The sequence below is a fragment of the Acidovorax sp. M14 genome, from assembly GCF_049331375.1.
Classification (GTDB): Bacteria; Pseudomonadota; Gammaproteobacteria; order Burkholderiales; family Burkholderiaceae_C; genus Acidovorax.
In genome coordinates this window covers 2,634,279-2,655,593 of record NZ_CP186263.1, presented here as the reverse complement: position 1 = coordinate 2,655,593, position 21,315 = coordinate 2,634,279, and the positions used below count along the sequence as shown (strand labels likewise).

Annotated in this window: 24 protein-coding genes; 12 read left to right on the top strand and 12 right to left on the bottom strand. The window is 66.5% G+C overall.

The features are described from left to right. The first annotated feature begins 9 nt into the window (after positions 1 to 9). Positions 10 to 417 carry an OsmC family protein gene (locus ACOYR4_RS12220; RefSeq protein WP_422846785.1) on the top strand — a complete coding sequence of 136 codons (408 nt, stop codon included), beginning with the start codon at positions 10 to 12 and terminating at the stop codon, positions 415 to 417. Beyond that, complete coding sequence (locus ACOYR4_RS12215; RefSeq protein WP_422846784.1) at positions 414 to 1,313, top strand: pirin family protein; 900 nt, start codon at positions 414 to 416, stop codon at positions 1,311 to 1,313. The genes ACOYR4_RS12220 and ACOYR4_RS12215 overlap by 4 nt, the downstream gene beginning before the upstream one ends. 60 nt (positions 1,314 to 1,373) lie before the next feature. On the opposite strand, the gene ACOYR4_RS12210 is transcribed toward ACOYR4_RS12215, so the two are convergent. From ACOYR4_RS12210 to ACOYR4_RS12195, 4 genes are all read right to left on the bottom strand, one after another. Beyond that, positions 1,374 to 2,150 (bottom strand): sulfurtransferase, encoded by a 777-nt coding sequence (locus ACOYR4_RS12210; RefSeq protein WP_422846783.1) that lies wholly within the window; start codon positions 2,148 to 2,150, stop codon positions 1,374 to 1,376. 87 nt (positions 2,151 to 2,237) lie between these two features. Further along, on the bottom strand, positions 2,238 to 3,092 hold the full coding sequence (locus ACOYR4_RS12205; protein ID WP_015013942.1) for a MinD/ParA family protein: 855 nt from the start codon (positions 3,090 to 3,092) through the stop codon (positions 2,238 to 2,240). A gap of 10 nt (positions 3,093 to 3,102) precedes the next feature. Continuing rightward, positions 3,103 to 3,876 carry a GGDEF domain-containing protein gene (locus tag ACOYR4_RS12200; protein ID WP_043566426.1) on the bottom strand — a complete coding sequence of 258 codons (774 nt, stop codon included), beginning with the start codon at positions 3,874 to 3,876 and terminating at the stop codon, positions 3,103 to 3,105. Positions 3,877 to 3,967: 91 nt separating this feature from the next. Beyond that, on the bottom strand, positions 3,968 to 5,656 hold the full coding sequence (locus tag ACOYR4_RS12195; RefSeq protein WP_422846782.1) for a SulP family inorganic anion transporter: 1,689 nt from the start codon (positions 5,654 to 5,656) through the stop codon (positions 3,968 to 3,970). 178 nt (positions 5,657 to 5,834) lie between these two features. On the opposite strand from ACOYR4_RS12195, the gene ACOYR4_RS12190 reads away from it, so the two are divergent. The 4 genes from ACOYR4_RS12190 to ACOYR4_RS12175 all read left to right on the top strand — a co-directional run bounded on the left by ACOYR4_RS12190 (position 5,835) and on the right by ACOYR4_RS12175 (position 9,170). Continuing rightward, positions 5,835 to 6,326: a BON domain-containing protein gene (locus ACOYR4_RS12190; protein WP_082753545.1), complete on the top strand. Its 492-nt coding sequence runs from the start codon at positions 5,835 to 5,837 to the stop codon at positions 6,324 to 6,326. A gap of 133 nt (positions 6,327 to 6,459) precedes the next feature. Next, positions 6,460 to 7,695 (top strand): PLP-dependent transferase, encoded by a 1,236-nt coding sequence (locus ACOYR4_RS12185; protein ID WP_422846781.1) that lies wholly within the window; start codon positions 6,460 to 6,462, stop codon positions 7,693 to 7,695. Positions 7,696 to 7,790: 95 nt separating this feature from the next. Continuing rightward, on the top strand, positions 7,791 to 8,660 hold the full coding sequence (locus tag ACOYR4_RS12180) for a DUF2189 domain-containing protein (protein ID WP_422846780.1): 870 nt from the start codon (positions 7,791 to 7,793) through the stop codon (positions 8,658 to 8,660). A 330-nt stretch (positions 8,661 to 8,990) separates the two neighbouring features. Next, positions 8,991 to 9,170 (top strand): hypothetical protein, encoded by a 180-nt coding sequence (locus tag ACOYR4_RS12175; RefSeq protein WP_060987529.1) that lies wholly within the window; start codon positions 8,991 to 8,993, stop codon positions 9,168 to 9,170. A gap of 20 nt (positions 9,171 to 9,190) precedes the next feature. On the opposite strand, the gene ACOYR4_RS12170 is transcribed toward ACOYR4_RS12175, so the two are convergent. Continuing rightward, a complete protein-coding gene (locus ACOYR4_RS12170) occupies positions 9,191 to 9,871 on the bottom strand; it encodes an arylesterase (RefSeq protein WP_422846779.1) in 681 nt (226 codons plus the stop codon). Positions 9,872 to 9,886: 15 nt separating this feature from the next. On the opposite strand from ACOYR4_RS12170, the gene ACOYR4_RS12165 reads away from it, so the two are divergent. The 4 genes from ACOYR4_RS12165 (at position 9,887) to ACOYR4_RS12150 (ending at position 13,558) form a co-directional block, all read left to right on the top strand. After that, the gene (locus tag ACOYR4_RS12165; RefSeq protein WP_056063137.1) at positions 9,887 to 10,588 is read left to right on the top strand and encodes an ABC transporter ATP-binding protein; all 702 of its coding nucleotides are present in this window, start codon (positions 9,887 to 9,889) and stop codon (positions 10,586 to 10,588) included. Between the two features lie 118 nt (positions 10,589 to 10,706). Beyond that, positions 10,707 to 11,453 (top strand): 23S rRNA (guanosine(2251)-2'-O)-methyltransferase RlmB, encoded by a 747-nt coding sequence (rlmB, locus tag ACOYR4_RS12160; RefSeq protein ID WP_060987527.1) that lies wholly within the window; start codon positions 10,707 to 10,709, stop codon positions 11,451 to 11,453. Positions 11,454 to 11,487: 34 nt separating this feature from the next. After that, complete coding sequence (locus tag ACOYR4_RS12155) at positions 11,488 to 12,213, top strand: SIR2 family NAD-dependent protein deacylase (RefSeq protein WP_422846778.1); 726 nt, start codon at positions 11,488 to 11,490, stop codon at positions 12,211 to 12,213. A 178-nt stretch (positions 12,214 to 12,391) separates the two neighbouring features. Then, complete coding sequence (locus ACOYR4_RS12150) at positions 12,392 to 13,558, top strand: ABC transporter substrate-binding protein (protein WP_422846777.1); 1,167 nt, start codon at positions 12,392 to 12,394, stop codon at positions 13,556 to 13,558. An 89-nt stretch (positions 13,559 to 13,647) separates the two neighbouring features. Here the strand turns inward: ACOYR4_RS12150 and ACOYR4_RS12145 are convergent, their stop codons facing one another. The 3 genes from ACOYR4_RS12145 to ACOYR4_RS12135 all read right to left on the bottom strand — a co-directional run bounded on the left by ACOYR4_RS12145 (position 13,648) and on the right by ACOYR4_RS12135 (position 15,889). After that, positions 13,648 to 14,604, bottom strand: a complete 957-nt coding sequence (locus ACOYR4_RS12145; RefSeq protein WP_422846776.1) for an aldo/keto reductase — start codon at positions 14,602 to 14,604, stop codon at positions 13,648 to 13,650. Positions 14,605 to 14,681: 77 nt separating this feature from the next. After that, on the bottom strand, positions 14,682 to 15,296 hold the full coding sequence (locus ACOYR4_RS12140) for a chromate transporter (protein WP_422846775.1): 615 nt from the start codon (positions 15,294 to 15,296) through the stop codon (positions 14,682 to 14,684). After that, positions 15,293 to 15,889: a chromate transporter gene (locus ACOYR4_RS12135; RefSeq protein ID WP_015013955.1), complete on the bottom strand. Its 597-nt coding sequence runs from the start codon at positions 15,887 to 15,889 to the stop codon at positions 15,293 to 15,295. The genes ACOYR4_RS12140 and ACOYR4_RS12135 overlap by 4 nt, the downstream gene beginning before the upstream one ends. Before the next feature lie 249 nt (positions 15,890 to 16,138). Here ACOYR4_RS12135 and ACOYR4_RS12130 point away from each other — a divergent pair, with 249 nt between their 5' ends. Beyond that, on the top strand, positions 16,139 to 16,984 hold the full coding sequence (locus ACOYR4_RS12130; protein WP_309824375.1) for a fumarylacetoacetate hydrolase family protein: 846 nt from the start codon (positions 16,139 to 16,141) through the stop codon (positions 16,982 to 16,984). Positions 16,985 to 17,101: 117 nt separating this feature from the next. Here the strand turns inward: ACOYR4_RS12130 and ACOYR4_RS12125 are convergent, their stop codons facing one another. Beyond that, on the bottom strand, positions 17,102 to 17,386 hold the full coding sequence (locus ACOYR4_RS12125) for a DUF6150 family protein (protein ID WP_309824373.1): 285 nt from the start codon (positions 17,384 to 17,386) through the stop codon (positions 17,102 to 17,104). 280 nt (positions 17,387 to 17,666) lie between these two features. Between ACOYR4_RS12125 and ACOYR4_RS12120 the strand changes: the two genes are divergently transcribed. Next, positions 17,667 to 18,374 (top strand): VIT family protein, encoded by a 708-nt coding sequence (locus ACOYR4_RS12120; RefSeq protein WP_309824371.1) that lies wholly within the window; start codon positions 17,667 to 17,669, stop codon positions 18,372 to 18,374. Positions 18,375 to 18,518: 144 nt separating this feature from the next. On the opposite strand, the gene ACOYR4_RS12115 is transcribed toward ACOYR4_RS12120, so the two are convergent. The 3 genes from ACOYR4_RS12115 to ACOYR4_RS12105 all read right to left on the bottom strand — a co-directional run bounded on the left by ACOYR4_RS12115 (position 18,519) and on the right by ACOYR4_RS12105 (position 21,271). After that, positions 18,519 to 19,901, bottom strand: coding sequence for a type II toxin-antitoxin system HipA family toxin (locus ACOYR4_RS12115; RefSeq protein WP_422846774.1), 1,383 nt, complete (start codon positions 19,899 to 19,901; stop codon positions 18,519 to 18,521). Between the two features lie 39 nt (positions 19,902 to 19,940). Continuing rightward, the gene (locus ACOYR4_RS12110) at positions 19,941 to 20,243 is read right to left on the bottom strand and encodes a helix-turn-helix transcriptional regulator (protein WP_422846773.1); all 303 of its coding nucleotides are present in this window, start codon (positions 20,241 to 20,243) and stop codon (positions 19,941 to 19,943) included. Between the two features lie 68 nt (positions 20,244 to 20,311). Next, positions 20,312 to 21,271 (bottom strand): LysR substrate-binding domain-containing protein, encoded by a 960-nt coding sequence (locus ACOYR4_RS12105; protein WP_422846772.1) that lies wholly within the window; start codon positions 21,269 to 21,271, stop codon positions 20,312 to 20,314. Between the last annotated feature and the right edge of the window lie 44 nt (positions 21,272 to 21,315).

Sequence of the window (21,315 nt, the reverse complement as noted above, 5' to 3'; positions counted from 1 at the left end):
GAACACCCCATGGCAGTTGAATTGCGGCGCGTCCCCGGCGCGCCCATGGCCCAGACCGTGCACATCCGTGCGCACGACCTTGTGGCCGATGGCAGTGTGGAAGAGGGCGGCACCGACAGCGGCCCCAACCCGCACGACCTGTATGACGCTGCCCTGGGGGCCTGCAAGGCGCTCACGGTGCTGTGGTACGCACGCCGCAAGGGCCTTCCGGTGGACGATGTGCAGACCGTGGTCGAGCGCGACGCCTCGGCCGAGCGTGCGGGCGTCTACCGTCTCGCGACCCGGCTGCAGGTCAGCGGCGACCTCACCGATGCCCAGATTGCCGAGCTGGAAACCGTGGCGCAGAAATGCCCTGTGCACAAGCTGATGACCACGGTGACGACCGAGATCAGCACTTTGGTGGAGCGTGCGGCATGAGCGATACCCCCAGCACTTCTTTTCTGCCCCTCACGGGCCATGCCAAGGACCTGGGCGGCGGCTTTACCGTGCGCCGCCTGCTGCCCGCTGTGCAGCGCAAGGCCGTGGGGCCCTTCCTGTTTTTCGACCACTTCGGTCCGGTGACGGTGGCTCCGGGTGACAGCCACGACGTGCGTCCCCATCCGCACATTGGCCTGGCGACGGTGACCTACCTGTTCTCGGGCGCCATCATGCACCGCGACAGCCTGGGCTATGTGCAGCAGATCGAACCCGGCGCCATCAACTGGATGACGGCCGGGCGGGGCATCGTGCACTCCGAGCGCCGCCCGGAGAGCCTTGCAAACCAGCCGTATGTGAACCACGGCATCCAGCTGTGGGCTGCGCTGCCACTGGCCCACGAAGAAGCCGACCCCTCGTTTGTGCATACGCCTGCAGCGGCCATCCCACAGGTGCAGGTGGATGGGGCCAGCGTGCGGGTGCTGATTGGCGAGGCGTTTGGTCAGACCTCACCGGTGGCCACGTATTCGCGCACCTTGTACCTAGACGTGCAGCTGCCTGCGGGCGCCACCCTGAAGATCCCGGCACTGGTGCCCGAGCTGGCGGTGTACACCGTGGATGCACCGGTGTCGTTGAACGGCGCTCAGGTGCCTGCGCACATTCTGGCGGTGGCGGAACCCGGCCAGCCCCTGCCTTTGACGGCCGGTGAGAGTGCCGTGCGCCTGATGGTGATCGGCGGCGAGCCGCTGGATGCGCCGCGCCACATGTGGTGGAACTTTGTCTCCAGCCGCAAGGAGCGCATCGTGCAGGCCGCCAGCGACTGGGAGGCACAAGCGATGGGCCAGGTGCCGGGCGAGGTGGAATGGATTCCCCTGCCGGAACACCGCTTCAAAGCCTGATCAAAGCATGATGTTGAGATGAAAATGGGCTGTAGCGCTAGTGCATCAAGCGCTGGCAGCTCATGATTTGATAGCGTTTTCTGCGGCCGCTGCGGGAGCGTCGGTGGCAAGCCCGGTGTCCAGCACGCGGCGCTCGTCAAACACAAAGCACCCGCCGTGGTAGTGCGCGCCATCCGTCAGCTCAAAGTACTTCAGGATGCCGCCCTCCAGCTGGTAGACATGGGGCAGGCCTTCCTCGCGCATGAGGATGGCGGCTTTTTCGCAGCGGATGCCGCCGGTGCAGAAGCTCACCACGGTCTTGTCCTGCAGTTTGGCCTTGTGGGCGCGCAGCGCGGGCGGAAACTCGGTGAACTTGTCGATGCGCCAGTCGATGGCGTTGTCGAACGTGCCTGCGTCCACTTCAAAGGCGTTACGGGTGTCGAGCGTGACCACTTCGCGGCCTTCGTCGTCGTGCCCCTGGTCCAGCCAGCGGCGCAGCGTGGCCGGGTCTACCGAGGGCGCGCGGCCTGCGGCAGGGCGGATGGTGGGGTGGTCCATGCGGATGATCTCGCGCTTGACCTTGACCAGCATCTTGCGAAACGGCACCGTGGCCGACCAGCTCTCCTTGGGCTCCAGGTCGGCAAAGCGGGCATCGGTGCGCAGCTGCGCGACAAACCCCCGCACGGCATCGGCCGGGCCCGCAAGAAAGAAGTTGATACCTTCCTCCGCCAGGAGGATGGTGCCCTTGAGCTGGGCGGCCACCGCACGCTCATGCAGCACATCGCGCAGCGCGGCGGCATCGGGCAGCGGCACAAACTTGTAGCAGGAGATGTTGAGGACGGTGTCGGTAGGGTTCACGGCAGTAAAAAAGCACAAAGGCCCGCTGGCGGGCCTGTGGGTCACAGTGGCCAAGCTGCGCCTCAAGCGCCGCTCGGCGTATCCGGGTCAGGCCGCCGGTGACAGCAGCGTGGACTCGATCTTGTTGGCCAGCTGCGCAATGGCCAGCGCCGCCGGGCAGCCGGGGGTTTGCAGCAGCAACAACTGGCGGCGCATCACGGCATCGCGCACCGAGGGGTCGGCCGGGATGTCGCCCATGTGGATCAGGCGCATGGGGCGGCCGGATTCGGTGCTCACAAAGCGGTCGAGCACCTGCTGCAGCTGGCTGGTGATGGCGCGGCCATCGCCCGGACGGGCGGCCTGGTTGATGACCATGCGCACATGCTGGCGCTTTTGCTGCATGGCCAGTACCTTGATGGCGGCGTAGGCATCGGTGAGTGAGGTGGGTTCGGGCGTGGCCACGATCAGCACCTCGGACGCCAGCGACACCGAGAACAGCACCACGTCGGAGATACCGGCACCGGTATCGAGCAGCACCACGTCGTAGCGGGGCGTGAGTGCCTGGATCACGTTCAGGAACTGGTTGCGCACCTCGGGCGTGAGGCGCGAATATTCCACCATGCCCGATCCGGCCAGCAGCACATCAAAGCCACCAGGCGCGGCGATCACGGCGTCGTCCAGCGCGGCTTTGCCGGTGAACACGTCGTGCAGGGTGATCTTGGGGTGCAGGTTCAGCACCACGTCCAGGTTGGCCAGGCCCAGGTCGGCGTCGAGCACCAGCACGCGCTGGCCTCGGCGGGTGAGGGCTGCGGCCAGGTTGGCCGATACGAAAGTCTTGCCCACGCCGCCTTTGCCGCTGGTCACCGCAATGATGCGGGCACCAGAAGCGGCCGAGGCCAGGGGGGCGGCAGGGCCTGCAGGGGCTGCAGGCGTGGTGGGTTGGGGGGACAGCGCGTCGCTCATCATCTAACTTTCAGTAGGCGCTGCCTGTTGGGTTGGGGTCCAGTGGAGGCAGATCGCCCCAACCCGAGGGGGTGTAGAGCGGGCCAAACAACAGGCTTTTCTCTTCGGCACTGACAGTGCTGTCGGGTTGTTCCTCGATGCTGACACGGTTGCGGCCCGACGCCTTGGCCTGGTAGAGCTGGTGGTCGGCGCGGTCGGTCCACAGCAGGGTGGTGGATCGGATCCACTGCATGGCGAACGCGCCACCAATGCTCACCGTCACGTTCAGTTCGACTGTCGGGGAGATGCGGATGGGCGTGTTGGCCACTGCGCGCCGGATGCGTTCTGCCACCACGCGGCCAAAGGCGGCCTGGCAGGCGGGCAGCACCACCGCAAATTCTTCGCCGCCGTAGCGGGCCAGGGTGTCCATGGGGCGCACACAGGCGCTGAGCGTGCGGGCCACCGACTGGAGCACCACATCGCCAGCCAGATGGCCGTGGGTGTCATTCACCCTTTTGAAGTGGTCGATATCCAGCATCAGCAGCAGGGCTGCCTCGCCGGAGCGGGTGACGCGATCGATTTCACGTTCCAGCACGGCACGGAAATGTCTGCGGTTCGCCAGTCCCGTGAGCGGGTCTTTGAGCGACAACTCGCACAGGCCGTCGATCAGACCCTGCAAATAAAGGGAAGGCACCTCGCGGTGCAGTGCTGCCTCGCTGCCGCCGGCCTGAGCCACCAGTGCGTGGGCAGTATCCAGGCGAAGGTCGCGCAGATCTACCAGATGAGAGGCCGCTGAGTCAGACACAAATTGGAACAAAGAGAGTTGGGCAAGTGTACCAGCGCGTCAGCAAGAACAAGGCCGTGGCACAGCGGTCGCAGCGTAGGTAAAACCCGGCTCACGCCCGCGCCACGGGCTCGGGAAGCTGCTGCAGTGCCACCAGCGCCTCGGCGTCGGTCCGGTACATGGCCAGCCCGGGGCGCAGGTCCAGCAGCCCGGCCTGGCGCAGCACCTGCTCCACCGGCAACTTCAGGCCACTCAGATGCAAGGTGCCGCCCCGCAGTTCCATCTGCGCCAGCAGTTGGGCAAAGGTTTCGACGCCCGTCACATCGATGCGGTTGATAGGTTGGGCCAGCAGGCACAGGTGCACCACCTCGGGGTGGGCGGCCAGGTGCTCGGTCACGCGCCGCTCCAGCGCGCTGGCGGAGGCAAAGTCCAGCTCCGCATCCATGCGCAGCGCCAGCAACCGGGGGGCGAGGGGTGGCAGCTGCCACAGGTGCCGGTCGCGCAGGCTGCCGTCCGGGTGCAGGCCCACCTCGATGATGCGCGGGTGCAGGCGCTGGTACAGGAAGTGGCTCAGGTTCATCAACAAACCCACCAGTACGCCCCAGTACATGCGCGGGGCGGTGGCCAAGGTCAGGGCAAAGGTTACGCCACCGATCACGGCTTCCACGCGCGATACCCGCCACAGCCGCAGCAGGGTGCCCGGCTTGATGAGGCTGGTGACGGCCGTGACCACGACCGCCGCCAGCACCGACTGCGGGACGTGGTACAGCGCGGGCGTCAGCCACAGTAGAACGACCAGCACCAGGCTGATTGCAAACAGCGTGGCCCAGCCCGTCTTGGCGCCGGCGTAGAGGTTGATGGCCGAGCGCGAGAAGGATGCGCTGGTGGCAAAACTGCCGCACAGGCCGCTGCTGATCTTGGCCAGGCCCTGGCCGATCAGGTCCTGGTTTTCGTTCCACTGCTCCTTGGAGCGCTGGCTTTCCACCTTGGCGCTGGACGCGGTCTCCAAAAAGCTCACCAGCGTCACCACCAGCACGGGCATGACCAGTGCGCTGAAGCTGGACCAGGGCAGGGCGCCCGGCCAGTAAGGGGCGGGCAAGCCCGAGGGCAAGGTGCCTACCACGGCCCCGCCAGCGTCGGCGTAGCCCAGGGCCCAGCTCAAGGCGCCTGCCGCGCCCACCACCACAATCGCGGCCGGAAACTGCGGCAGCCAGCGGCGCGCCAGCATCAGCAAGCCCAGGCTGCCCAGGCCAAACCCTGCGGCCGTCAGGTCAAACAGGCCGGGTGAGGGCGTCGAGAGCAGAGCGCCCCAGTCGGCTGCGCGCAACCCGGTCAGCGCCGCCAGTTGCGAGCCCAGGATCAGCAGCGCTGCGGCCTGCGTAAAACCATTGAGCACGGGCGAGGTCACGAGGTTGAGCAACCAGCCAAATCGCGCGATGCCCATCACCATCTGCAGCAGCCCCGACAGCAGGGCCATCCACGCGGCCAGGGCCACCCACTGCGCACTGCCGGGTTCGGCCAAGCCGGTGAGGGAGGCGCCGATCAGCAGGCTGGTCAGCGCGGTGGGGCCCACCCCCAGCCGGGTGGAGGAGCTGAACAGCACGGCGACCAGCGCCGGAATCAGGGATGCATAAATGCCGGTGACCAGAGGCATGCCCGCCAGCGCAGCGTAGGCCACGCCCTGGGGTACCAGCATCAACCCTACCGTCATGCCTGCCCAGAACTCGCCTTTGAGCAGTTGCCGATCCGGGCGGGGCCATTTCAAAAAAGGAAGCCAGCGTGCGAGCGAATGCAGGGTCATGCCCTCGATTGTCGCGCGCCCGGGACCTCGGCGCCCCGGCTCTTCCCAATAGGCAAGGGCACCGGTGGTGGCGGACCGCAGGCTCCTTCGTCCTACAGGCACTTCGGCCCTGTCCGACCCGCAGGCCTCGACCGGTTGCCTACAGTCTGCCCATGTCTTAACCGCAAGGAGTCAAAGCATGAATTCCCAAAACCTGATGGATCGTCCCGCCCACCGCATCGCCAGCATCCTGGCCGTCAGCGCCCTGGCCCTGGGTCTCGCCGCATGCGGCAAGACCGAAGAGCCCACCGTGGGCCAGCGTCTGGACTCTGCGGTCGAAAAGACCGAACAAGCCGCCGCCGACGCCCGAGTGAAGGCCGAGAGCGCCATGCAGACCGCCGAAACCAAGATGGAGCAGGGCGCCGCCAATGCAGAAGCCAAGGCCAAGGACGCCGCCAACACCGCCAAGGGCGCGATTGACGACGCCACCATCACCGCCCAGGTGAATGCGGGCTTGGCCAAGGACCCCGATCTGAGCGCGCTCAAGATCAACGTGGACACCGTGAACGGCAAGGTCACTCTGAACGGCCCTGCGCCCTCTACCGTAGCCCGTGACCGTGCGGAAACCATCGCCAAGAGCGTGACGGGCGTGACCTCGGTCAACAACCAGCTGGTCGTCACCGCCAGCTAATGTCGGACCACAGGGCGGGCGGCGTATGCCGCACCGCCCTGATTCCCGCACCCACGCGCCGCCCGGCTCACCACCGGGCGGCGCGCTCCCCCCCCCCCCCCCCCCCCCCCCCCCCCCCCCCCCCCCCGCTACCATGGCTGGCATGAAAGACCACGACATCGATCTTGCCACCCACCTCGTCCACCACGACTACCAGCCCCCGGCTGGTTTTGTTGCCCCTCAGCCCGGGGTGTTCAAAGCCTCCACGGTCATCTTCCCCAACGTCGCGGCCATGCGCTCGCGGGAGTGGAAGGACAAGAGCGGCTACACCTACGGCCTGCACGGTACGCCCACCACCTTCATCCTCGAAGAACGCCTGTGCGCGCTGGAAGGTGGCCTGCAGTGTGTGCTGGTGCCCAGCGGCCTCGCCGCCATCGCGAACGTGGGAATGGCCTTGCTCAAGTCCGGCGATGAGGTGCTGATCCCCGACAACGCCTACGGTCCCGGCAAGGACTTTGCCAACGGCGAGCTGGCCCGTTTCGGCATCACCCATGCGTTTTACGACCCGCTGGACCCGGCCGACCTGGCCGCGCGCATCACCCCCGCCACCCGGCTGGTGTGGCTGGAGGCGCCGGGCTCGGTGAGCATGGAGTTTCCTGACCTGTGCGAGCAGGTGCGCATCTGCCGTGCCCGCGGCGTGACCACGGCGCTGGACAACACCTGGGGTGCGGGTCTGGCGTTTGCGCCGTTTGACCTGACGGGCGATGGCAGCCTGGGGGTGGACATTTCTGCCCATGCGCTCACCAAGTACCCCAGCGGTGGTGGCGATGTGCTCATGGGCAGCGTCATCACACGCGACCTGGGCCTGCACATGAAGATCAAGCTCACCCACATGCGGCTGGGCCTGGGCGTCGGCGCCAACGATGCGGAGGCGATCCTGCGTGCGTTGCCCAGCATCGGTCTGCGCTATCGCGCCCACGACGAAGCCGCGCGCCAGCTGGCGCGCTGGTTGCAGCAGCAGCCCGCCATCGCGCAAGTGCTGCACCCTGCGCTGGAGGGCGCGCCCGGTCATTCCCACTGGAAGGCTCTGTGCGGCGCTGCCGAGGGCGGGCAGGGCGCGGCGGCCGGCCTGTTCAGCGTGATGATCGACGCGCGCTACACCCAGCAGCAGGTGGATGTCTTCTGCGACAGCCTGCGCCTGTTCAAGCTGGGCTACAGCTGGGGCGGCCCCATGAGCCTGGTGGTGCCCTACACCATCGCCAGCATGCGCAGCCGCCCGTCGCCCCACCTGAAGCCGGGCACGCTGGTGCGTTTTTCCATCGGGCTGGAGGCGGTGGAGGACCTGCGGCGTGATCTGCAGCAGGCGATGGAGCGGGCCTTCCCCGCCTGAGCTGCCCTTCGGCCTTCTGCCCAGGGTGTAGATGTGGGGCGGGCTACGGGCTTTCCTCAGTGGCGCAGCCGAACGCGCGGGCTTAGTGTGGCAGCATGAACGCGACATCTTCCAAGCCCGGGCCGGACACCGTTGGTACCCCAGACACCTCCGAGGCCCGGCAGGCCGAGGCCATCGCCGACCGCGTAAAGGCCCAGACGGCGCAACCTGTGCAGCTGCAGCCGTTGCATCTGGCCGACCCTTTTCGGTGGCTGATGCGGGGGCTGGACGACGTACGGGCAGCGCCCGGCATTGCGGTGTTTTACGGCGTGTGCTTCTGGGCCATGGCCGTGGTGCTGGGCTGGGTGTTTCGCACGCGGCCGGAGTACACCATGTCCATGGCCAGCGGTTGCCTGCTGCTGGGGCCGTTTCTGGCCATGGGGCTGTATGACACCAGCCGTCGGCGCGAGGCCAGCCTCCAGCCGCAGCTGAGCGAATCCCTGACGTGCTGGGACAGCCACATGGGCAGCATGGGCATGCTGGTGCTGGTGCTCGTGGTGCTGGAGCTACTCTGGGGCCGCGCATCGCTGGTGGTATTTGCCGTGTTTTTCAACACCGGCATGCCGTCCACCACGGGCGTGCTGCAGGCGGTGTTCAACCCGCAGAACTGGAGCTTTGTGGCGGTGTACACGGTGGTGGGCGGCGTGTTTGCGGCACTGGTGTTTTCCACCTCGGTGGTGTCCATCCCCATGATTCTGGACCGTGATACCGACGCGCTGACTGCGGGCATCACCAGCATGCGTGTGGTGGTCGAAAACCCCGGCGTGATGCTGCTGTGGGGGGCATTGATCACCCTCATCGTGGCCGTCTCGCTGTGGTTCTGGGGCGTGGGCCTGCTGCTGGCGGGGCCTGTGCTGGGTTTTGCCAGCTGGCACGCCTACCGGGCTGCCGTCATCCCGCTGCCGCGCACTGCGGCGATGGGCTAAGAACCTGTTCAAAGTCTTTTTGGAGATTGCATTGCAGTGCAATCGCGGCGAGTGGAAGCTTTGGGTGCGCCGCATGGGCTCATGCCCATGCAAGCAACCGGGGCGCCAAAACTCCAAGTTCATCGGCCCGATTTCACTCCAACCCTTCGGGCAAGTACCTTGCCGGGCGGTCTACGGCGTTGCGGCGCTTGTTGATAGCCGAGCTATCCACTGCGCACCGCGCCTTGCATCCCATCCCGGCAAGGTACTTGTGCAACTCCAAAAAAACTTTGAACAGGTTCTAAGAGCCCAGCCTGTTACAGTGGGTCTCAACTTCAGGAAGCAACTACCTTGGCAACACCCAACTACGGATACGAAAAGCGCCAGCGCGAACTCGCCAAAAAGCAGAAAAAAGAAGACAAGCTGAGGGCCAAAGCGCAACGCAAGCCAAACGATCCGCAGGGGGATGACCAGCCCGCTGACGAGCAGCCAGAGGGCGACGCGGGCCATCCCGAACAGCCTGCGGGTTGAATGACCCGCCTGCGTCGCGTCTAACGCAGCAGTTTTTTCAGCTCTGGCCACACATTGGCCAGCATTTGCGGATGCGCCTCGGCGCGCGGGTGGATGCGGTCAGGCTGGAACAGGCGCGTGGGGTCTGGCCCATCTGCCACCCCTTTCAGGAAAAACGGCACCACCGCCGCCTTGTGGGCCTGCGCCACGCTGGTGAACAGGCCCGCAAACTTGTTGGCGTAGTCGGTGCCGTAGTTGGGCGGCACCTGCATGCCCACCAGCAGCACCTTGGCCCCGGCCTTTTGGGCCGTCTGCGTCATCCAGGTCAGGTTTTCTTCGGTGTTCTTGAGCGGCAGCCCGCGCAGCGCATCGTTGCCGCCCAGTTCGATCACGACGTGCGTTGGCTTGTGCTGGGCCAGCAACGCCGCCAGGCGCGAGCGGCCGCCCGAGGTGGTCTCACCACTTACGCTGGCATTGACCACGGTGGCCGTGAGCTTGTCCTGTGCCAACTGCTTTTCCAGCAGCGCCACCCAGCCCGTGCCCCGCGCCAGGCCGTATTCGGCACTGAGTGAGTCCCCCAGCACCAGGATCACGGGCGTGCGCCCCGCAGCCCCCGGCTTGGCGGTGGCCTGCGCAAAGGCCATGGGGGCACAAAGCCCCACCACCAGGCCGATAGATGCGCTCAGGATAAAGTGGCGCCGTTGCTGCAGATTGCGAATCAAAGTAAAGAGCCTTTCATGTCCGAACCCTCCCCGCTGCCCAAGACACCGCCCGCCACCCCCATCATTGCCGTGGAGCATGTGTTCAAGTCGGTGACGGATTCCACCGGAACCCTCGACATTCTGCGGGATATCGATTTCCGCCTGGCTGCCAGGGAAACGGCGGCCATCGTCGGCGCCTCGGGCTCGGGCAAGAGCACGCTGCTGTCCATCATCGCGGGGCTCGATACCCCCACGCGCGGAACGGTGCGGCTGGACGGCCACGACCTGTTTGCCATCGATGAAGATGCGCGGGCTGCATTGCGGGCCCAGAAGGTGGGTTTTGTGTTCCAGAGCTTCCAGCTCATGGGCAACCTCACAGCGCTGGAGAACGTCATGCTGCCGCTCGAGCTGGCCGACCGCCGCGATGCACGCAAGGCCGCCACCGAGATGCTGGCGCGCGTGGGGCTGGGGCAGCGCTTGTCGCACTACCCCAAAGTGCTGTCAGGCGGCGAGCAGCAGCGCGTGGCCCTGGCTCGGGCGTTTGTGGTGCAGCCGGCCGTGCTGCTGGCTGACGAACCCACAGGCAGCCTGGACTTTGCGACGGGCGAAACCATCATGAAGCTCATGTTCGAGCTCAACCGTGAGTTGGGCACGACCCTGGTGCTGGTGACCCACGACCGCGCGATTGCAGCCCAGTGCGAGCGGCGCATCACCATCGACGCAGGGCGTGTTGTGTAAGGGGTTGGCAGGATTATTCGAGCTTTTTAGGCCGCAGGCGCTAGTGCAACATGCGCAAGCAGCTATGAAATTGATAGTGTCCTAATGGATAGTGTCGCGCCCAGCGGATAATCCCTCCATGTCCAGCCCCAAAGTTCTCTTCGGCTTTCACGCCGTGGGCGTGCGTCTGAAGACCGCGCCGCAATCCATCATCGAGATTTACTACGAAGCCACGCGCCGCGATGCGCGCATGCGCCAGTTTCTCGACCGCGCCCGCGAGGCCGGTGCCCGCCTCATCGAAGCTGACAGCGTGCGCATTGCCAAGTTGGCTGGCAGCCACGGCCACCAGGGTGTGGCTGCGCGGGTCGAGCCCGTGAAGGTGGCCACCTCGCTAGATGAACTGCTGGAAGACCTCGAAGCCGCTGGCATTGAGCAGCCCCTGCTGCTGGTGCTGGACGGCGTGACCGACCCGCACAACCTGGGCGCCTGCCTGCGCGTGGCCGATGGTGCGGGGGCCCATGCCGTCATCGCCCCCAAGGACCATGCAGTGGGCATCAACGCCACCGTGGCCAAGGTGGCCAGCGGCGCGGCCGAGACCATGCCGTACTTCATGGTCACCAACCTGGCGCGCACGCTGAATGAACTCAAGGAGCGCAACATCTGGTGCATCGGCACCAGCGACGATGCGCCCAAGACCATCTACCAGGTAGACCTGAAAGGCCCCGTGGCCCTGGTGCTGGGCGCCGAAGGCGACGGCATGCGCCAGCTCACGCGCAAGACCTGCGACGAGCTGGTCAGCATTCCCATGAAGGGTGCGGTCGAAAGCCTGAACGTGTCGGTGGCCAGCGGCGTGTGCCTGTACGAGGCGCTGCGCCAGCGGACCTGATCCCTGGCCTGCTGCACGCATCAACGAGGGTTCCATGCTGGACACCGTGAAAGCCTGGGTCCGGCACAGCCAGCGCATCGCCGTGCTGACTGGCGCCGGGGTCAGCGCCGAATCCGGCGTGCCCACCTTCCGCGATGCGCAGACGGGGTACTGGGCACAGTTCCGCCCCGAAGAAATGGCAACCGAGGCGGGCTTTCGCGCCCACCCACAGCGGGTGTGGGACTGGTACCAGTATCGGCGCGACCTGCTGGCCGGGGTATCGCCCAACGCCGGGCATCGGGCGCTGGCGGACTTTCAGAGCCGCCACCCCGGCCGCATCACCCTGATCACCCAGAACGTGGACGGCCTGCACCAGCGCGCGGGTAGCACCGGCGTGCTGTGCCTGCACGGCGACATTTTTCAGGACCGCTGGCTCAACACCCCGCGCAACTGCTGCTTCGTCGAGCACGCAGTGGCCGGCCACCCGCCGTACTGCGACCGCTGCGGCAACCTGCTGCGCCCGGGCGTGGTGTGGTTTGGCGAGCCTTTGCCGCTGGCGACATTGGAAGCCGCCGAACAGGCGGCCAGCCTGTGCGACCTGATGCTGGTGGTGGGCACGGCCGGTGCGGTGTACCCCGCCGCGGGCCTGGCCCACCAGGCACGGGCCGCCGGTGCCTGGGTGGTGGTGCTCAACCCCGCACCCAGTGCGCTGGATGAGGTGGCCCACCAGGTGCTGAAGGGCACGGCGGCCACGTTGCTGCCCCAGCTGTTGGACGACTGAGCGTACGCGGGGCAGAACGTGTTGGTGGGTAGCGCCGCCTCTGGTGTTTCCCGGGGCTAGTGTCTAAGTAGAAACCCTGGTTTGATGTGCCGCCGCCACCCTTTGTCGCCCATTGGACAGGTGCAAAGGGGCGGAGCCCGGTAGCCTCCGCCCCCTTGCTTTACCCGCCTTGCACACCATGAGCCGTCGCCAATTTCTTTTGCGTGCCACCCAGGCCGTCGCCGCCACTGCCCTGCCCGCATGGGCCCACACCGCGATGGCGGCCGAAGAGGCGCTGACCGCGCGCTCTGTTACCCTGGGCTGCTCCATTGCGCTGACGGGCCCGCTGGGGCAGGCGGGCATCGAGCAGGTGGCGGGCATGAAGGCCGCTTTTGCCGAGGTGAATGCCGCCGGTGGCGTGTTGGGCCGCGAAATCCGCATGGAGGTCAAGGACGACGGCTACGTGGCTGCACGCACGCTGAAGAACGTGACCGAGATGGTGGAGGCGCAGTCGGTGTTCGCACTGATCTCGCCGCTGGGCACGGCCAACACCGCGTCCATCCTGCCACTCATCGAGTCCAAGGGCATCCCCACCGTGGGTCCGGTGACTGGCGCCACATCGCTGCGTGCAGCGGCCAACAAGCACGTGTTCTTCCTGCGCCCCAGCTACCGCGAAGAAACCCAGCGCCTGGTCAAGCAGATCGTGGAGATGGGCCTCAAGCGCATTGCGGTGGTGTACCTGGACAACCCGTTTGGCAAAGAGGTGCTCAAGGACATGTCCACCGCGCTGGACGAGATCAAGGTCGAGCGCGGCGGCGAGTTTGCGCTGGCTGTGGACGGCAAGAACGGTGCCGAGCTGGCCGACAAGGTGGCGGCCGAGCGCCCCGGCGCCGTGCTGCTGGCCACTACGGGCACGGCCAACACCGCGTTTGTGCAGGCCTTCCGTGCCAAGGCGCAAGGCGTGCCGCTGGCCGGCCTGTCCGTCACCGTGATCTCGTCGGAGCTGCCCAAGCTGGCGGCCTCCACGCGCGGCCTGGCGCTGGTGCAAGTGTTCCCTGATGCCAATTCGCAAAAGTCGGTGGCGGTGCGCAAGTTCCAGGCCACGATGAAGGCCACGGGCGGTGACCCGGCATTCTTGAACAGCAACAGCGCGCTGGAAGGCTGGCTCAACGCGCAGATCATGATCGAAGGCCTGAAGAACGCAGGCAAGGAGCCCACGCGCGAACGCCTGCGCGCCGGGCTGATGGCCATCCGGTCTCTGTCGTTTGGCGACTTCAACGTGGGCTTTGGCAACAAGGCGCCCTACATCGGATCGGACGCCATCTACCTGGCGATCTACGCGGAGAACGGTCGCCGGATCAGCTGATGGGCTGAGGGGCGTCATTCCATTCACCCCGTAACCCGTCAAGCCATACGCCTAGGGCCCGCGCACGCGCGGGTTCTTTTTTGTTGGGTTCAGCCTTGGGCGCTGGCAGCGTCCAGCTGGGACAGTGCATCGCTGTCCAGTTGCAGCTGGGTGGCCTTGACCAGCTCATGCAGCTGGGCCACCGACGTGGCGCTGGCAATGGGCGCGGTGATGCCCGGTTGCACCATCTGCCAGGCCACGGCCACTTGGCCGGGCGTGGCGTTGTAGCGGTGCGCGACGGCGTCCAGCGCCGCCAGAATGTGCAGCCCCCGGTCGTTGAGGTACTTGGCCGTCGTGTTGGCGCCGCGTGCGCTCTTGGCGGCGTCGGCCGCCGTGCGGTACTTGCCCGTGAGGAACCCGGCGGCCAGCGCATAAAAGTTGATCACGCCGACCTGCTGCTGCACGCACAGCGGCTGCAGCGCGTCTTCAAACACGGCGCGGTCATACAGGTTGAACAGCGGCTGCAGGCTTTCGTAGCGGGGCAAGCCCAGGCGTTCGCTGGTCTGCAGCGCCTTCTGCAAGCGCGCGGCGCTGTAGTTGGAGGCACCGATGGCGCGCACTTTGCCGGCCCGGATCAGGTCGGCATACGCGCCCAGCGTGTCGGCCAGCGGCACGGTGGTGTCGTCGTCGTGTGACTGGTACAGGTCGATGTGGTCGGTCTGCAGCCGCTGAAGCGATGCCTCTACCGCCTGGCGGATGTAGGCAGGGCGCAGGCCCACCTTGCCGTCCCCCATGTCCTTGCCCACCTTGGTGGCCAGCACGATGTGGTGGCGCTTGCCGCTGCGCTTGAGCCAGCGGCCGATCACCGATTCGGATTCGCCCCCTGTGTGCCCTGGCGCCCAGCGCGAGTACACATCGGCGGTGTCGATGAAGTTGAAGCCTGCGTCCACCCACGCGTCGAGCAGTGCGAACGAGGTGGCTTCATCGGCCGTCCAACCAAACACATTGCCGCCAAAACACAGGGGCGAGACCTGCAGGCCCGATCGGCCCAGGGAGCGGAGTTGCATGGATGTGCCTTTCAAAAAAGAGAAAGAAATCGTGCCCGTTGCCGGGGTTGCGCAGCACACCCCGGCCTCTCAAACCCTCAGACCAGCCCCAGCGCACCCAGCAGTGCACCGGCGCCCAGCATCCACAGCAAGTGCAGCTTGGTGCGCCACACCAGCACCGTGGCCGTGGCGGTCAGCAGCCACAGGGGCCAATCGGTGGTCCATTCGCCATGGGCGCGGGCCAGCACCCAGGACGTAGCGACCAGCAGGCCGATCACGACCGGGGCCATGCCCTGCTTGAAGGCGCGCACGCCGCGCCGTTCGCGGTTGCGGTGGCCCCAGCGTGTGGCCGTCCAGGTCAGCAGACTGCTGGGCAGCATCACGCCCAGCATGCACACCGCCATGCCCAGGGCGCCCAGTAGCCAGCCGGCCACGCCAAGGCCGCCGGCGTTGATGCCGACGTTCCAGCCCAGCAGGGCAATGAACAACACGTTGGGGCCCGGTGCGGCCTGGGCGATGGCGATGGAGGCGTTGAACTGCGGGTCGGTCAGCCACGCCTGGCGTTCGACCAGAAAGCGGTGCATGTCGGGCGCGGTGGCAATGGCGCCGCCCACGGCCAGCAGCGACAGCGACAGGTAGTAAAGGAACAGGTTGAACCAGTCGCCGATGCTCAGGGCCATCAGCGGCGCGGTGAGGGGGGCGGCGGTGCTCATGGCGCGAGCTTTCTCCAGGTCAGCAGGCAGGCGGCCCCGCCGATTACCGGCAGGATCCAGAACAGCGGCCAGCGCAGCCAAGCCATGGCGATGATGGTCAGTGCCGTGATGGCCAGGCACAGGGGGCGGCCCAGCGGGTGGTTGCGGATGGAGACAAAGAGCTTGATGCCCACCCCGGCAATCAGGCCCGCCGCCACAGCCCCCATGCCACGCAACGCGCCGGCCACGGCTGGTTGGGCCGAGAACTGCGCGTACACCACCGCCAGTGCCAGCACCAGCATGAGCGGAAAGGTCAGCATGCCCGCCAGCGCCGCAAAAGCGCCGCGCAGGCCAAAGTAGCGGTCCCCAATCATGATGCTGAGGTTGACCACGTTGGGCCCCGGCATGATCTGCGCCACGGCCCAGTCTTCGACGAACTCCTCGTTCGTCATCCAGCGCTTTTTCTCCACCAGCTCGCGCTGCACCACCGCCAGCACCCCCCCAAAGCCCTGCAGGGCCAGCCAGGTGAAGGACCAGAACAGGTCGGTCGGGTTGCGGGGCTGCGGGCGCGCGGGCGTTTCGGGGGAAGGAGGCGAGGCGGTGGCGGGTGCCATGGGTGCAAGATGGAGTGAAAGGTGGCTGGTGCGCCGGTGATTCATACCTCGATAGCTATCATTGTGATAGCTGCTGGGTGAAGCGGCGGCCCCCGTGATGTTACGCGCGCGCCGGGCTGTGTGCTGGCAGCGGGGCGTCGCCATCGGGCAAGTCTGGGGCGGCCAATGGTGCACACGCGCAAGGCGGCGTGCCGCTATGCTGGTGGGTGGTCTAAGAGACACATTCATCCCAAGAGACAAGGACACCCCATGAAACTCATCCGCTACGGCCAGCCTGGTGCAGAACGCCCCGGCCTGGTAGACGCCCAGGGCACGCTGCGTGACCTGTCCATGCTGTTGCCCGATATCGGCCCCGCACAGCTCAACCCCCGCACCTTGTCCGCGCTGGCCGCCATCGACGCCAGCCGCCTGCCTGCGGTGTACGGCTCGCCCCGCCTGGGCAGCCCGGTGGGCGGTGTGGGCAAGATCGTGTGCGTGGGCCTCAACTATGCTGACCACGCCAAAGAGGCGGGCATGCAGCCGCCCGCCGAGCCGGTGCTGTTCATGAAAGCCGTGACCGCTTTGAGCGGCCCCAATGACGATGTGCGCATTCCCCCCGGCGCCACCAAGACGGACTGGGAGGTAGAGCTGGGCATCGTCATCGGCACCCGCGCCCGCCATGTGACCGAGGCCGATGCCTTGAGCCATGTCGCCGGCTATGTGCTGGCCAACGATGTGTCAGAGCGTGCCTGGCAGATCGAACGTGGCGGCCAGTGGGACAAGGGCAAGAGCTATGACACCTTTGCGCCCATCGGCCCCTGGCTGGTCACGGCCGACGAGGTGGCCGACCCCCACGCCATCGACCTGTGGCTGGAGGTGAACGGCCAGCGCGTGCAAAACGGCAGCACGCGCAATTTCATTTTTGGTGTGCCCACCGTGGTGTCGTACATCAGCCAGTTCCTGACCCTGGAGCCGGGCGACCTCATCCTGACTGGCACCCCAGCGGGTGTGGGCCTGGGGCAAAAGCCCACGCCGTGGTTCCTCAAGCCCGGCGATGTGGTGCGCCTGGGCGCCACGGGGCTGGGCGAGCAGCTGCAAAAGTACGTCGGTGGTTGAGGTCTCCTACAGCGGCTCCTGACTTGGCGGAGGAGGTTGGCGGGGGCCGTGTACCCGTGCAACCTGCATCCGCATGGCCGGAGGGCTTGGTGGGCGCTTCAGGCGTGTTCGGCGTCGTCAGGCCAGCTTGCCCTTGAGCGCATGTCCCAGGGTGCGCCAGCCGGCTTGCTCTGCATGCGCCACCTTGAAGATCCTGAGATCGGCCTGGCTCTCGCGTTTGACCTTGAAAATCTTGAAGTTGGCCTGGTTCTCGTAGTTCACAAAGAACCACAGCGCATCGCCCGTGGCCTGTGTGGCATAGCCCACCTCGTGCCAGCACAGGTCGGCCTGGCTCTCATAGGCCACTTCGCACACGCGTGCATCGGCCTGGTTCTCGTATTTCACTTCCAGAATCTTGGCCATGGGCGTCCTTTTGGGGGTGTGGGCGGATGATCTTGAAACTGACGGTGTCTCAACACGGAGCTTTCAACGCCAGGAACCTGCGCAGGCGGTCTTTCACCAGTCTTTGCAGGGAGTACCTGCGTGGCGCTGCCTTGCGAGGTTATCCAAAACTGTGGAGATCGGACAGCCTGCGGTGCAAGAGGATGTAAACAAACTTCAACCCGCAGTGGCGCCCCGGGTGGCTTGGCGTGCCGGGCAGCGGTAAGGTAGGGGCCTGTACACCTCCACCGCGAAAGCCGCTATGCCCCACACCCCGCGCCGTTCCCACGCCGAAGGCCACCGTTCTGATCGCATTGGCTGGCTCCGCGCGGCCGTGCTGGGGGCGAACGACGGCATCGTCTCCACCGCCAGCCTAGTGGTGGGTGTGGCGGCCGCGCAGTCCAGCCAGTCCACCATCGTGATGACGGCGGTGGCCGGGCTGGTGGCGGGTGCCATGTCGATGGCAGCGGGCGAATATGTGTCGGTGCATTCGCAGGCCGACACCGAAAAGGCGGACCTGGACCGAGAGCTGGCCGAGCTGGCTGCTGACCCGGCGGCCGAGGCGCGCGAACTGACCGCCATCTACGTCGCCCGAGGCCTGACCCCTGAACTGGCTCAGCAGGTGTCGGCGCAACTCATGGCGCACGATGCGCTGGGCGCCCATGCGCGGGACGAGCTGCAGGTGTCCACGGCACTCGCTGCCCGTCCGGTGCAGGCGGCCCTGACTTCGGCGGCCAGCTTTGCGGTGGGGGCCGCACTGCCGCTGGCTGTTGCCGTGGTGTCGCCTGCCAGCAGCCTGCTGTATGCGGTGGCAGGTTCTGCACTGGTGTTTTTGGCATTGCTCGGGGCCTTGGCTGCACACACGGGCGGCGCGGGCATGGTTGTGGGTGCCTGGCGTGTGACTTTCTGGGGCGCACTGGCCATGGCGATCACGGCGGGGGTGGGCGCTTGGTTTGGGGCGCCGGTGTAAGGAGCAGGAAGAGACCGCCAACGAACCAAAGCCTCAGCGCAAGCACCTTCCGCACTGGGCACGAGTATTTGAACCGAATAGTTGAGCCAAATCGGTCTGCAGCGCTAGTGAAATATGCGCTGACAGCTATTAAATCGTGAGCAGTCAGCCCCCGCCTGCCGCGCCCGTACGGGCACCCTGGCTGATGCGGACGGCACCGGCCAGCCGCTGTTGCACATTGGTGCGCACTGCGGGCGGCGCATCGTGCAGCAGCACGGGCCAGTCGGCCTGGGCCTGTTTGACCACATCGCGCAGCAGCGCCAGGTGCCGGGGCACCCGCAGCAGCCCGGCGGATTTCATCAGGCCTTCCATGTCGTCCCAGGTCAGTGCCCGCAGGGTTTTGTCGATGGCGCGGTTCACCGCGTATTGCTGGTCGGGCACGCCTTCAAAAAACGCGGCCACGCACACGGGGTCGTACACCGGGGCCAGTCGGGGCACGCGGCCGTCGGGGTAGACCAGGGCCCAGTTTTTCAGGTGCGCGTCGGTGTTGCCCATCAGAATGAAGGCCACCATGCGCGCCAGAAACTCGCGCGTGTCCTGCACGGGTTGGCGGCTCAGGCGGTTGAGCACGCGCAGCATAGTGGCCCAGTCCTGCAGCACGCCCTTGCCGTGCGACTTGCCGTATTTCTGGCGCGGCGTGTAGCCCAGCACCTGGTTGAACTCCTCCATGTGCACGCGGGCGCCGCCGGGCAGGTGGTCAAAGCGCTGCACGGCCAGGATGTCGTTGAATGGGACGGTGTCGGGCAGGTCGGCCTCGGCACGGGTGATGACGCGCACGTCGGCGCAATGCAGGTCCAGCGCCTTGCACAGCTGGTAGCCCGTGTACTCGTTGGCCACCAAGTCGGGGTGGGCGGTGGTGGGCAGCTTCAGGATGACGCTGCCCGCCGCGCCTCGGCGGTGCACGGTGTAGCGGCGGCCGTCCGGCACCGCGCTGAACTTGGTCACCACGCCCGGCAGCGAGGCCGCGTCTTCCACCGGGAACTCCACAAACCCCGGTTCCAGCACATCCAGCCCCTGGGTGGTGTGCCAGTAGCGCACCACGTCCGGGATGCCGTCTTGCGCGGGCACGGGTTCCACCTCCAGCGCGCCCATCAGGTCGTGGCCTGCTGCAGCCAGCAGCTCGAACTCGTCGTCGGGGCTGCAGCCCCGCTCGCGCGCCAGCCGCTCGCGGTTGTGGCCCTCGGGCAGCAGATTCTGAAAGTACACCGGCCAGCGCCCATCGGTGCGCACCAGCCGCGCATCGCGCGCTGACGCCAGGATCTGCTGCGTGGCCGCCTCGTCCGCGCCCTGGTAGCTGAGCGACAGGGTGGGGCGCTGCGGGTTGCGGATGTAGCTTTCGTCAAACGACACCCGCAGGATGTCGCCGTACTGCGAGAGGTAGCCAATCGCTTCACGGCGGCTTGCTGTCGTACCCGACTCGCTCGCGCTGCCGTCCGCCTGCGGGGGGCGGTGCAGGTACAGGCGCAGGTAGCGGATGGAGGTGCTCATGGGGCTTGGGTCAGGCAGTACGCTCGGGCGTCGCCAGGCTCAGCGGCGCAGGCTGTCCACGACCGAGGGGGGCGCATCCACCCCCTCGGGCTGGCCCAGAAACTTGCCGCCGGACTGAATGAATGCTTCCAGGCTGGGCCGCAGGCCGCTGGGCACGGCAATGATGTCCATGCCCAGCACCCGCGCCATTTCGGCCAGGGTGGAATAGCGGGGGTCCAGGTCGCCGCCTTCGGTGCGCTGCACCGTCATGCGGGAGAGGCCTGCGCGCTCGGCCAGCTGGGCCTGGGTCATCTGGTGGGCTTTGCGGGCGGCGGCGAGGGTGGGAATGAGATCGGTTGACATGATGCTATTTATACTCTTTTTATAATAAAAGAGTAGAAAAATATACAGACATCTGCGCCTGACTCGGCTTAGGGCGAAGCCAATGGAGGCAATACCTCGCTGCGCTCTGCGCAAAACCGCTGCGCTTCCTGCATCAGCCACTCCCGCACCAGCTCCATCGCTGGGCTCGGGTGGGTGGTTGTCACAAACGAATACGCCGCGCGCGATGGTACGCTGCACCCCAGCAGCGGCACCAGGCGCCCGGCCTTCACGTCCTGCAGCACCAGCGCGGCGCGTCCCATGGCAATACCCTGACCTGCGAGCGCGGCGCCCAGGGCGAGTTGCGACAGGTTGAACTGCTGGCCGCCCGCCCAGGGTGGGGGCGTGGTGCCCCTTTGCGCAAACCAGTGTTGCCATTCCTCATAGGTGTCCGCGCCATCCCAGGCGCTGCCGTCGTGCAGCAGCCAGTCGCCCTGCAGATCCTCGGGCGTGGTGATGGGCGGGTACCGGGCCAGGAACTCGGGGCTGGCCACGGGGATGAGCCATTCGTCGAGGAACACGGTGGCGTTCAGGTCGCGGTAGCCGCCCAGGTCAAAGCGCACGGCGGCCTCCACGCCATCGCGCACCATGCGGGTGCGGTCCAGGGTGTGGAACTCGCCAAACACGCGCAGCCCGGTGTGCGGGTGCTGGCGGAAGAAGTCGCCCAGCCGGGGCGTGAGCCAGCTCATGGCGAAGGACGGTGAACAGCTCAGCGTGGCGGTGGCGGCCTCGGCCGGTTGGCGCATCTGGGCCAGGGTGCTTTCGATGGCGTCAAAACTCTCGCGGAGCACCACGGCCAGCCATTTGCCCTCGGGCGTGGGCACCAGCACGCGCGGGGTGCGCAAGAAGAGGGGGCGGCGCAGCCAGTCTTCAAGCTGCTTGACCTGCTGGCTTACCGCCCCCTGGGTGATGCACAGCTCGGCCGCCGCCTTGGTAAAGCTGCCGTGGCGGGCCGCTGCATCAAAACTGCGCAGCCAGGCGAGCAGGGAGGGGGAGAGGCGAATATCCATTATTAATACTAATGTTTCGCTCAATATAAATGGTTTGTGATGGT